This is a genomic window from Oceanobacillus timonensis, from assembly GCF_900166635.1.
GTDB lineage: Bacteria > Bacillota > Bacilli > Bacillales > Amphibacillaceae > Oceanobacillus > Oceanobacillus timonensis.
In genome coordinates, this window is the sequence record NZ_LT800497.1 from 1,540,910 (window position 1) to 1,553,075 (window position 12,166).

A 12,166-nucleotide genomic window follows, 5' to 3' on the forward strand; every position below is an offset into this window, starting at 1 on the left:
GTTTATTCTATTAATTGAAACCTTCTAGCCATTCTTCTTTTAAATCTGGGTTTTCATCCAGAAATTGTTGCGCAGCATCTTCCGGATCCATTCCTTCTTGTACGCTTAACATCATCTCTTGTGTATCTTCTTTAGTGATATGGAATTGACTGATCAGCTGATGAGCTGCCGGTGAATCTTCCTCAAACCCTGTTCTTGATACCGAAAAGACATCGTCGGGATCACCAAATGCATTTTCTGGATCATCTAAGATTTTCAAATCAAACTCATTGAACGTCCAATGCGGTGTCCATAAGGTGACAACAATCGGTTCTTCTTTGTCGATAGCATCAGATAAAGATGCGGCCATGGCAGCACCTGAACTTTCCAATAATGTCCAATCATTAAGGTCATATCCAGGGATGACTTCATTTTCCATTAAGTTCATTTGGCCGGCTCCCGGGCTAATACCAGTAATGTCCCATTCCAGCTGTTCACCAATATTATTCTTGTTATCTCTTAAATCTTCAATAGAATCAATATCCTCCATGTAAGCAGGGACGGCTAAGCCGAGTTCTACTTCTTCCGTTACTGTAGCTATTTTTTCTAGATCATCTTCATACTCATCCCAATAATTTCCGTGTGTATAGGGAAGCCACGCACCGACAATGACATCCGTAGCCCCATCAGATAAGCCGGTATATTGCACACCTACATCTGTTTGATTTACTTGGACATTATAACCGATTTCTTCAAGTAGTAATTTTGCTGTGTATGTATTCACCGTGTTAGATACATAGTCATCTGTCCCAAGTGCAATATTTTCTTCTCCAAGATCGATACCATTACTTTCAGCATTACTATCGCTGTTACTGTTGCCGCATGCTGCTAATACGGTGATAAACATAAAAATAGCTAATAATCCTAAAATTTTGTTTGATTTCCACATTACGTAATTTAATCTCTCCTTTTTAATCATTTAATGGAAATTATACTGTAAGAGGAAATGGATAACAAAGACAGTATTCCTTCCTATTTAGACAAATAACAGCATGATTGCGTTATACTAGCGTTATGGAAGGCCTATTCTCTTGATTCCTTTTATTTATGGAATAATACGCTTTTTTTCTGATGAAATATATTTGTTCCGTTCATAGCAAAGGGATAAAGTGTGAAAAAGGGAAAATAAGGAATTTACAGCCATGAATTATTTCCTGGGGAATAATTCATGGCTATTGAAAGTGTACAAACAAATATATTGTATACCTCAAGCACGCATTCCTTTTCAAATCCCCTGTTTTTGATTTAATATAGAGTAGAAGATAAATAAAATAAATCATGTAAGATGATGAAATATCATGGAGTAGGGGGTGTGATTTTGCGATCTGGAGAAGTAAATCATAATGTCAGTATTATACTTATTATTATTTCTATTTTATCATACGGTCTATTGGCTATGAATTCCTATAGTGTACTTGGCGATTTAGAACCTGGCGGAGATTCTCGAGAATATCTGGAAGAAACGTTGCAAGAGGCCGGGGATGAACTTGCGGGAGTAACGATGGAAGAACAAATAGAAATATTTGGAAATATTGTTTCCTTTGTAGCAATCGTTGCGATTATTTATGCCATTTTAGGGATTGCAGCAGCAATATTTTTAGCGAAACGAAAAAAAGTCCGGCTTATTGGGATTTTGCTGATTGTTTTCGGAGGAATAAGTGTCATTTTAACACTGGTCCTTGGACTTATTGGAATCGTCGCCAGTCTGGGTTACCTTATTGCTGGTGTGGTTGCACTGAGGAAACAGAAAAAAACACAGAATGTCATAACGTAATAATATAGAATAGTAGAAGTGCAAATAGCAATAGCTGATATGCTCCCTTTATAGTAGACAGAGAAACAATAAACATTCTCTCCTATTATGAAGGGAGTATTTTGTATATCTAAAAAGGTTTCATAAGCATGTTTTAGTCAAGGTAGTATTTGTTGAGCTATTGCAATCGCGTAGAATATCCTACTAGCGGAGGCGGACCGTTTTGACTCCTGAGGGATCAGCACCATCTGAAGATCCACTTTTGCCAAGTGCTCTTCTTGGCAAAAGTTAGCTGAAGAGCGTGCCCCTAGGAAAGCAAAACGGTCCGCCGTAGCGGTCGCCTTACACCTTACCTTCTCATCTTTGGCAACAGCTGTAAGCAAGAATCAATCAGCTCCTGTTCCCTTGGAAAGGAAGGTATTTTTTAAAGTGCGAAAGTTGAGCTATATATATAATTACCTTTCTTTATAATTCCTTTATTTTTATCAATTAATCTAAAAATAGGAGGTTGATACGAATGAAGGAAAATATAGTATCTGTACAACATATAACAAAAAAAGTAAAACGGAGAACGCTGCTTCAAGGCATTCAATTTCAGGTTGAAAAAGGTGAAATTTGTGGTTTACTTGGCCCTAATGGAGCTGGAAAAACAACCTTGCTGCGAGTACTTACTGGATTAATTCAGCCTAATGAGGGAGATATTTTTATTCAAGGAAACAGCATCATTAAAAATCGCCAGGAGGGGCTTTCTAAGATTGGCGCAATCATCGAAAATCCAATTTTCTTTCCTTATATGACAGGAAGAGAAAATTTATATAATTTGGCTTTGCTTCATCCACAACTAACAAAGCAAACGCGGAAAAAGAAGGTAGATGACGTGTTGCAAATCGTTCAAATGGAGGGTAGAGCCGATGATAAGGTGCGGACATATTCATTAGGAATGAAGCAGCGGCTTGGGATTGCGCAAGCTTTATTAGGAGATCCTTCTTTACTGGTACTGGATGAGCCGGCCAATGGACTGGATCCGATGGGGATTCGGGAGTTAAGAGAGCTGATTTTAAGGTTGAATGAGGAGTATAGAATGACGATTCTTATTTCCAGTCATTTACTGGATGAAATTCAGCGGATCTGTGATCAATTGGTTGTTATTAAAGAAGGCAACGTATTATGGTCTGGACCGATGGAAAACTTGGCAAGGGAAGGGCAGCAGTTAGAAGATGCCTTTGTGGAGCTGGTTTCCCGATGAAATATATTTTAAGTAGTGAGTGGAACCGGTTATGGAAACGGAAGACAACTTGGCTTGCATTTTTAAGTATCCCAGTTCTTTTATTTGCGGCAGCCAGTTATTTAAACACACAGAATGCAGCGATTAGCCCTGATGTTGCCCAATATACAGTAGCTTGGAATTTTCCAGTGCTTGGTTTATCAGAAATGCTTTTTACTGCTTTTCAAGGAGTGGTTTTGCTGCTTATTAGTTTGTCTGTTACGGAAGAATATCAATCCGGGCAGCTGCGGATGGTTTTGATTCGTTCCTATTCCTTTCGTAAGGTGATGACAGCTAAATATATGGTTATTATAGGAACCATGCTCCTTTTCTTTGTTCTTTATTTTATCTGCAGTCATGTCATCGGATTGTTCCTTTTTGAACGGCCGGATGAATATATGCAATTCTATTATTCCTCTCCTGTCAGTGTTGCAGAGGGAATAAGTTATAATATGAAATTTTACAGTTTAGCTTTTCTGACGATGATTGTCATGATTACCGTGTTTTTCTTATTAGCTATTATTAGCCGGACAACGACAACAGCTATTGGTGCTGGGGTAGGATTTTTATTATTATCCTTTACTTATCCGCAAATTTTGAACTTTTTTCATGAGTTAATAAATGAAGGTACGTATATGCGGCTATTTTTTACATCCATACCCATGATTCAATGGGAAGGATTGACATTAATGCTTTCAGAGAACAAAGAATGGTTATATTGGAATCTTCTTATTCTGTTTATGTATATGGTTCCTATGGTTAGTTTCCTTTATTTTATTTGCAGACGAAAAAATGCTTTTATTTAGGTGGTGATTATCTTGAAAAATATATTACGAAGCGAGACAGAACGGATGTTTAAAAGGAAAAAGACATGGATTGGCATTGGTGTTTATTTGCTGCTGATTGGATTTCAATGTTTATTTCTTTCGGCGTTTGGCGGAGTTGCTTTTTACAGTCCGGAAGAAGAGGTCACATTGAATGCTTTAAATACAGCACCCTTCCTGCTAAGAGAGTTAGGTTTATTCTTCTTATTTATTTTGATTCCCATGCTTGTTGTGGACAGCTTTAATGGAGAATATACATCGGGTGCGTATCGGATGGTGTTATTAAGACCTGTTCCAAGAGGAAAGCTATTCTTGGCGAAAATTACGATATTATCTATCATTGTTTTTCTGCTGTTAATGATTACAATGGCAGCAGGTATTATCTATGGGCAACTGGCATTTCCCAGTGTTACAGAAACTACTTTTTTAGATACGGAAATGCTTCAGCCACTAGCAGTATATGGTTATGTGTTTTTGTATTATCTGACCGCTTTTGTTATTTTGGTTTCAGCAATGATGGTAGGGAGCTTGATTAGTACTATATTGCCGAATATGATTTTAGCTTATATTGGAATCATTGGCTTTCTGGTGGGCAGCATCTATATTTCGGATTATATGGTATTTTTCTTATCCATGGCAGATACGATTTTTGTATTATTGGCAGGGCAGAAACAAATGATGTTTTCAGTCATATTGTTTCTTATTTTGGGAAGCTATATACTGAATATAGGAATTTGGAAAAAGCGTGATTGGATAGGATGATCAAAGTGAAAAGTAAAATTATGCTCGTAGATGATGAAAAAGATATTGTTACTTTTATGAGAGATTCCCTGGAGGATGAAGGGTATCAGGTACTGGTTGCCTATCGTGGGGAAGAAGCACTGCGTCTACTCCCCGAACAGCCTGATTTAATTGTTCTGGATATTATGATGCCAGGTATGGACGGCTATCAACTCTGTGAAGAGATAAGACAGCATGTTTCTTGTCCGATTTTATTTGTCAGCGCCAAAAATACGGAGCATGACCGCATTAAAGGGCTGATGGCTGGAGGCGATGATTATATTGAAAAGCCGTTCAGTCTAAAGGAATTAAAAACAAGAATTTATGCGCATTTGCGCCGGGAACAAAGAAATGCTTATAAGGCTTATCATCGCATGCATGCGAAAAATCTTATTATTGATACTTCTGCTTATGAAGTATTTTACCAGGATGAAAAGATTCCCTTCACCTATCGGGAATTTGAAATTATCACGTTTTTTGTTATGCACCCCAACCAGGTTTTTACCAAGGAACAGATTTATGAGCAGGTTTGGGGAATAGATTCTTTTGGGGATTCTACGACCATCACCGAACATATTAAGAAGATACGTGCAAAAATTCAAAAATATGATCCGTCCACCCCTTATATATCAACGGTATGGGGCGTCGGCTATAAATGGGAAGGCTAGTCTGATGCAACATTTAAGGAAACAATTAAGCCGTCATTTTTACCGTATTATGCTATTCAGTATTTTGGCAACAATCCTTACCTGGGTGATTGGACTTCTAGTATTTCAACTCATCTATCAGAATAAAACGTTGAATCCTGCTAATTATTATGAAAGCCAGATACCGGAGCTTGTTGAGTTTGTAAATGAACAGGAAGATGTATTGAATCCCGATAACCAAACCGTATTAGAAGAGCAGATTCCTTTAGAAGGGATAGACTATCAAATCGTTGATACGGATGGCGTGATGCAATATGGCAGTATGGAAGATCGTTATATTGCATCGAGGGAGGATGTATTAACGGAATTGAATAATAATATGTACGATGGGGATAAAATCGTTATTTATTATCCGATTACAGATAATGAGCAACATCTTCAGGGAGCGGTTGGTTTTCGATATGAACTATCTGTCATGTCAACCAATGCTGAGTCACAGCCAGTACTTCTCACCTTATTGATTCTCTGCTTGCTTGTTCCATTTGTTTATATTTACTTATTTACGTATATCATTGGCAAGCGATGGGCAAAACGAATGGAAGAGCCGTTTAATGAAATTATCACCGGAGCCAGAAAAATAGAAAATCAAGATTTAAACTTTACGATGCATAATAATAGCAATATCCAGGAACTACATCAGCTGGTAGCGGCTTTTGATAAGATGAAAATAGCATTAAAAGAAGCGCTTGAAAAACAATGGAGTTTGGAAGAAGAAAGAAGAGAAATGGTTGCAGCTGTTGCACATGACTTGAAAACGCCGTTGACGATTATACAAGGACATGCAGAGGGGATTTTAGAAAGCAATCAGGAGCTTACCAATCGAAATACACAGTATGTGGAAACGATAGTATCTAATTGCCAGCGTTCGATTCGTTTGATCCAAGAGCTAAATGATGTATCCAGCTACGAGAAGACAGAATTTCATTTAGAAGTGGAATCAACAGATGTGGAAGCACTAATCCAGGCTAAAATCAAGGAGTACAAGCAATTAGGGGCTGCTCAAAACATTCGTTTGCAGGCAACGATTCATTATCCGGAGGGAATGCCTGGTTTATTTTATCTGGATCCATTTCGGATCAATCAAATGTTGGATAATATGTTAACGAACAGTCTACGCTATACACCGGAACAGGGTGTTATTACTTGGAAAACGTATATAGCGGAGGAGGAATTGAAAATAGTAATTGCGGATAGCGGTCCAGGTTTTTCAAAGCAAAACAGGGAACAATTGTTTAAGAAGTTCTTCCGGGAGGATAAAGCGCGGAACAGCGTGGATGGTCATTCCGGTTTGGGATTATTTATCGCGAAAGCCATCGTAGAAAAACACCATGGTGAAATCAGTGCGGATAATCATCCTGATGGCGGAGCTGTCTTTACGGTGATTATTCGGAATATGAAAAATAAAATGTAGTGTTTGTATCCATATATCTTGCTAAAAGATATATGGATTTTTTACAGGCAGAGAGGATGAAATCTGATACAGTCCGGTTTTATGCTGCAAAATCCTAAAATTATAAAAATACGTTCGTTTAATGTTCACAATTTCCGTTAATAAAACCTTCTATACAAATAGTTTCATTGGAATTAAAATAGTGTATGGTATATATTTTGAGTAGTGCTTTCATTTGATTGCAGTTTAAACCGTGGGTATTGGTTTCAGATAGATGGGTAAAAGGAGATTAGATAAGAAATGGCAGAAGCAATGAATGGGCAATATCAAAAAAGCCCCATATCCAAAATACTTTCGCAAACGGTCAAGACCGGAATTATTCGTTCTAATTTGATTCCGATGTTTGCCGGATTAACATTAGCTTTATACACGTATCAAATCAGTATTTTAGAAAAACTGCCGGAAATCTTATTTGCGTTTTTAGGATCTATTTTCGTGATAGGAGCAGCCGGGGCGTTTAATAATTTATATGACCGGGATATTGATGCAGTGATGGAAAGAACAAAAGGGAGACCAACCGTTACAGGTGAAATTAAGCCCGGAACAGTATTGTGGCTGGGTATTATCATGGCTGTTGCCGGAATTATTCTCCTTTGTTTAACGACACCGCTGGCCGGGTTCCTCGGCTTTTTAGGGTTGTTTTTTTATGTGTTCCCTTATACGATGTGGAGCAAGCGGAGAACGGTGTACAATACGGAAATCGGCAGTATCTCTGGCGCTATGCCGCCTTTAATCGGCTGGGCAGCCATGTATCCGGACATTATGCATCCGGCGATTTTAGGACTTTTTGTGATTACGATTATTTGGCAGATGCCGCATTTTTATTCGATTTCGATTCGGAAGCATGAAGAATATAAAGCAGCTGGCGTGCCGATGCTTCCTGTTGTAAAAGGGGTCAGACGGACGTATATTCAGACAAATATTTATTTAATTGTCATGTTTGGTATCAGCTTTTTATTAAGCTCATTAAGCGTCGGGCTGATGCTTGTATCACTTATCATGAGTCTTGGATGGCTTATGTTGAGTGTTTTCGGCTACCAGCGGATGGACTCGGAAAAATGGGCAAAATCGATGTTTATTTATTCCTTAATTCATATGACGGTTGTTTTTTCAACAGTGATTATTTATTCGTTGATGGGAATTATTTTTAATTTATAAGAAAAGCAAAAAGGCCACAGCATCTCTAATATGAAACAAAAGAAATCCAAACACCATCGCATGTGTTTGGATTTCTTTTTTAAGTGTGTATTTAAAAAAACAATAGAGTCAAGTATAACCCTAGTAAAGTGACTAATAAAATAGGGAAAGTTAGTATCATCCCGATTTTAATATATTCTCTCCATAGAATCGTTATCCCTTTTCGTGATAATACATGGAGCCAGACCAAAGTGGCGAGAGAACCTATTGGCGTGATTTTCGGCCCTAAATCGGAGCCGATGACATTTGCATAGATAAGCCCTTCTCTCAAGATTCCGGATGTATTTGTTTCAGCAATAGCAAGCGCATCAACCATCACTGTCGGCAGATTATTCATAATTGATGACAGGACTGCAGCAATTAATCCCATCGTAAAAGTCGCGATAAACAATCCTTGGTCAGCAACTGCTTGAATCACTGTGGCAAGGGCAGAGGTAAGACCTGCATTTCCCAGTCCGTAAACAACGACATACATGCCGATGGAAAAGATTACGATATTCCAAGGGGCCTCTGAAATAACTTTTTTGGTATGAACTGCTGGACTGCGCCTTGCCAGGAAAAGAAAGATAATAGCTATGATTCCGGCGATGATGGAAACAGGTAGATGCATCCATTCGCTTGTAAAGTAGCCGATCATTAATAAACCAAGAACATACCAGGATAAGCGAAATAGTTTCCTGTCTTGAATGGCATCCTTTGGCTCTTTTAACTTGGACAGGTCATATCTTTTTGGAATGGTTCTGCGAAAATAAAGCAGCAATACGAAAATCGTTGCAATAAATGAAAATAGATTGGGAATAACCATCCGTGCTGCATATGCCGCAAAGCCAATTCCGAAAAAATCGGCCGATACGATATTTACCAAGTTACTAATAATGAAGGGAAGCGAAGTTGTATCCGCAATAAATCCACCTGCGATAATAAATGGAAAAATCATATGCGCTTTGAAATGTAAATTTTTAACCATTGCCAGTATAATCGGTGTCAGAATAAGTGCTGCCCCATCATTGGCAAATAGTGCTGCTACCATTGCTCCCAATATGCTGACGTAAATAAACATCTTCAGGCCATTTCCATTGGCTGCTTTCGCCATATGCAGGGCAGACCATTCAAATAATCCAATCTCATCTAAAACCAGAGATATTAAAATAATGGCTACAAAGGCAAGGGTAGCATTCCAAGTAATATGAATAACTTCCAACACATCTCCCAATCCGACCACGCCGGATAACAATGCCAGCAGAGCTCCTCCGGAAGCAGACCAGCCGATATTCAGGCCTTTAGGCTGCCAAATGACAAAAATAAGTGTGATGCAAAAAATAATAAGTGCGAGTATAAGCGTGAAGGTCATCGTGATTCTCCTTTACTGTTGGGTAACAAAAGCTGATTAGCAGCATGAAAGCCTTCTTTAAGAGCGTTGAAATAACAGGCATTTTCGTAACTCTATGATTATATAACCCAATTCAGCAACATGGCAAACCTTCATAATAAAACAAGGACACAAAATGTGGGCAATGGCCGATTTTGGTGTCCTTGTTGAATAGGAGAAAGGCTGGTATTATATAAAATATTTTTGATTTAAAGGTGGATCGTGCAGGTCATTATTTTTATACTATTTCACAATCATCGCAGGGCAGGCTGCACGTTTCATGACTTTATGGCTGACGCTTCCTAACACCATTTCTTGTAATGCGTTTAAGCCGCGGCTGCCGATGACAATGATGTCTACACCTTGGTCATTCGCATACTTCACAATTTCCGGCCCCGGTTTCCCGCGTAAGATAGTCGTTTTATAATTTGCACTTGCTTCCTGAAGAAATTGAATGACTTTTGAATTCTTTTTACGGCGTTCCATATCGATTTCCTCATTGGAATTGGAGTGAAGGACTGCTGTTTTTGATTTGTCAAAGTCGATAACATAGATGACATCAATGATGGAATCTGGATTGTGTGCGGCAAGTTTGACCGCCTCTTTCGCTGCTCGTACCGCATTTTCTGAACCGTCGGAAGCGAGTAAGATATGTTTATACATGGAGAATCCCCCTTAATGTGATGATAAAACACCATCTAATTTATCCATTATTTTCTTACTTGAAGTATCTATTTCAACAAGTTCTACTTGAATTCCTTTTTCTTTTAATAGATTTACTACTTTTATTACAGCGCCGACTCCGGAATCATCCCAAATGCGGCTGTCAGAGAAATCAATCTCAATTTTTTCACTTTGGATATCCGCTTTTTTAAAGTAATCGACAAATCCGTCAATGGAAGCAAAAAAGAGCTGCCCGTGAATATGATAACGATGGCCGTTATTCGAAATTTTAACGGTTGAAATTTTGATAACAAAGAAAATAGCACTTAATAGAACGCCAGCAAGCACGCCTTTGGATAAGTCATGTGTATAAACAACAATGACGACCGTTGCCAACATAACGATTGCGTCTGTACGGGGAGCTTTTACTAAGTATTTAAAAGAACTCCAATCGAACGTGCCGATACTTACCATAATCATGATTCCGACTAATACGGGCATCGGAATCTGCACAACCAGGTCACCTAACACAAGGATAAGGAACATTAAAAAGATACCTGCAATAAAAGTAGATAATCGTCCCCGACCGCCTGATTTTACATTAATGACAGATTGTCCAATCATTGCGCATCCTGCCATTCCACCGAAGAAACCGGTGATAAAATTGGCAATCCCCTGGCCGCGTGCTTCCCCATTTTTATTACTTTCTGTTCCTGTCATATCATCGACAATTTGGGATGTTAGTAAAGTTTCTAACAGCCCGACAATAGCCATTGATAAGGAATATGGGAAAATAATTTGTAGTGTTTCCAGTGTCCATGGTACGTCTGGAATGAAAAATGATGGGAAGGATTGGGTAATCGTTCCAAGATCTCCTACAGTGTTCAGATTCACTCCGCTGAAAATGGCCACAGATGTCAGTACGACAATAGCAATTAGCGGAGCTGGAATTGCTTTAATGAAATGTGGTAAAGTGTATAACAGAATTAATGTCATTCCCACGAATACATAGGTCATGGTGGATATGCCGATGAAATGTTCCAGCTGTGCCGTGAATATTAAAATAGCCAACGCATTCACAAAGCCAATCATAACGGCGTTTGGTACGAATTTCATGACTTTGGCAACTTTACATATCCCAAAAATAAGTTGAATAATACCTGTTAAAATCGTTGCTGCCAATAAATAATCCAGACCGTAATCACGGACTAAAGGAACCATGAGCAGCGCCATTGCTCCGGTAGCTGCAGAGATCATTCCCGGCCGGCCGCCGGCAAAAGAAATGACAACAGCAATAACAAAAGAGGTGTATAAACCTACCATCGGATCAACACCTGCTATAATTGAAAAAGCGATTGCTTCAGGAATAAGAGCAAGCGCTACGACAATACCGGATAAGATGTCCGCCCGGATATTACCGAACCATTGTTGTTTTAAATGTTGCATGATAAACTCCTTTTCTAAAATTCTTTTCACATTGTAGCACTAACTTTCCCAAAAAGGAACCCTTAAGGGAAATTAATAGGAGCGAATAATATGATATATGGTTATACAAGACCGTTATATAATGATCAACAATCTGAGCGTCAATTAGCGTCTCTGGAGGGGAAATGCGACCGGATATTTCAAGAAGAACATGGAACGCCGAAAAAACGGCATCAGCTGGAGGAGCTGCTGATGGAGGTACAGGCAGGAGATCATATTTTTGTAGAAAAAATGATTGCTTTAGCGGATACTTTTCATCACTTGATGGAAGTATTAAAAGTGTGTGAAAAAGATAAGGTGACCATTCATTTTCAGCGTGAAGATATGCATAGCGACACACTGCTGAATATGTATTTACAGGATATGATGACGCATGTACTGCAATTCCAATCTGACAGTATTAAACAATCGACAACACATGGCATATACGAAGCGAAAAGACAAGGGAAATCAATTGGTCGTCCCAAAAAATCGGATGAAAATATTAAAAAAGCGATTGCGATGTATCAGGACGGTTTTAAATTGTTTGATATTAAAAATGAAACAGGAATAAGTAAATCAACGCTTTATCGTTATTTGGAATCGTTAGGGGGAGAAGGGGAGGTTTAGATAGAAGAAGTTATTTTGATAGTGGT

The 12,166-nt window shown here is 38.6% G+C and carries 12 protein-coding genes; 8 read left to right on the forward strand and 4 right to left on the reverse strand.

Going from position 1 to position 12,166, the window contains the following annotated elements:
- Window positions 1-10 precede the first annotated feature (10 nt).
- Entirely contained in the window at window positions 11-928 is a 918-nt protein-coding gene (locus B7E05_RS07500; protein WP_080873625.1) for a glycine betaine ABC transporter substrate-binding protein, read from the reverse strand.
- 429 nt (window positions 929-1,357) lie between these two features.
- On the opposite strand from B7E05_RS07500, the gene B7E05_RS07505 reads away from it, so the two are divergent.
- The 7 genes from B7E05_RS07505 (at window position 1,358) to cyoE (ending at window position 7,975) form a co-directional block, all read left to right on the forward strand.
- Window positions 1,358-1,813, forward strand: a complete 456-nt coding sequence (locus B7E05_RS07505; protein ID WP_179134490.1) for a DUF4064 domain-containing protein — start codon at window positions 1,358-1,360, stop codon at window positions 1,811-1,813.
- 496 nt (window positions 1,814-2,309) lie between these two features.
- Window positions 2,310-3,038 carry an ABC transporter ATP-binding protein gene (locus B7E05_RS07515; protein WP_080873628.1) on the forward strand — a complete coding sequence of 243 codons (729 nt, stop codon included), beginning with the start codon at window positions 2,310-2,312 and terminating at the stop codon, window positions 3,036-3,038.
- Entirely contained in the window at window positions 3,035-3,862 is an 828-nt protein-coding gene (locus B7E05_RS07520) for an ABC transporter permease (RefSeq protein WP_080873629.1), read from the forward strand. The genes B7E05_RS07515 and B7E05_RS07520 overlap by 4 nt, the downstream gene beginning before the upstream one ends.
- A gap of 12 nt (window positions 3,863-3,874) precedes the next feature.
- On the forward strand, window positions 3,875-4,642 hold the full coding sequence (locus B7E05_RS07525) for an ABC transporter permease (RefSeq protein ID WP_080873630.1): 768 nt from the start codon (window positions 3,875-3,877) through the stop codon (window positions 4,640-4,642).
- Window positions 4,639-5,328 carry a response regulator transcription factor gene (locus tag B7E05_RS07530; RefSeq protein ID WP_080873631.1) on the forward strand — a complete coding sequence of 230 codons (690 nt, stop codon included), beginning with the start codon at window positions 4,639-4,641 and terminating at the stop codon, window positions 5,326-5,328. Before B7E05_RS07525 ends, B7E05_RS07530 begins: the two co-directional genes overlap by 4 nt.
- Before the next feature lie 4 nt (window positions 5,329-5,332).
- Window positions 5,333-6,778, forward strand: a complete 1,446-nt coding sequence (locus tag B7E05_RS07535; protein WP_179134491.1) for a HAMP domain-containing sensor histidine kinase — start codon at window positions 5,333-5,335, stop codon at window positions 6,776-6,778.
- A gap of 279 nt (window positions 6,779-7,057) precedes the next feature.
- On the forward strand, window positions 7,058-7,975 hold the full coding sequence (gene cyoE, locus B7E05_RS07540; protein ID WP_080873633.1) for a heme o synthase: 918 nt from the start codon (window positions 7,058-7,060) through the stop codon (window positions 7,973-7,975).
- A gap of 91 nt (window positions 7,976-8,066) precedes the next feature.
- Here the strand turns inward: cyoE and B7E05_RS07545 are convergent, their stop codons facing one another.
- From B7E05_RS07545 to B7E05_RS07555, 3 genes are all read right to left on the reverse strand, one after another.
- Window positions 8,067-9,365 (reverse strand): arsenic transporter, encoded by a 1,299-nt coding sequence (locus B7E05_RS07545; protein ID WP_080873634.1) that lies wholly within the window; start codon window positions 9,363-9,365, stop codon window positions 8,067-8,069.
- Between the two features lie 261 nt (window positions 9,366-9,626).
- The gene (locus B7E05_RS07550; protein WP_080873635.1) at window positions 9,627-10,046 is read right to left on the reverse strand and encodes a universal stress protein; all 420 of its coding nucleotides are present in this window, start codon (window positions 10,044-10,046) and stop codon (window positions 9,627-9,629) included.
- A 12-nt stretch (window positions 10,047-10,058) separates the two neighbouring features.
- Window positions 10,059-11,495 carry a SulP family inorganic anion transporter gene (locus B7E05_RS07555; RefSeq protein ID WP_080876245.1) on the reverse strand — a complete coding sequence of 479 codons (1,437 nt, stop codon included), beginning with the start codon at window positions 11,493-11,495 and terminating at the stop codon, window positions 10,059-10,061.
- Window positions 11,496-11,582: 87 nt separating this feature from the next.
- Between B7E05_RS07555 and B7E05_RS07560 the strand changes: the two genes are divergently transcribed.
- Complete coding sequence (locus tag B7E05_RS07560; protein ID WP_080873636.1) at window positions 11,583-12,140, forward strand: recombinase family protein; 558 nt, start codon at window positions 11,583-11,585, stop codon at window positions 12,138-12,140.
- Window positions 12,141-12,166 lie beyond the last annotated feature (26 nt).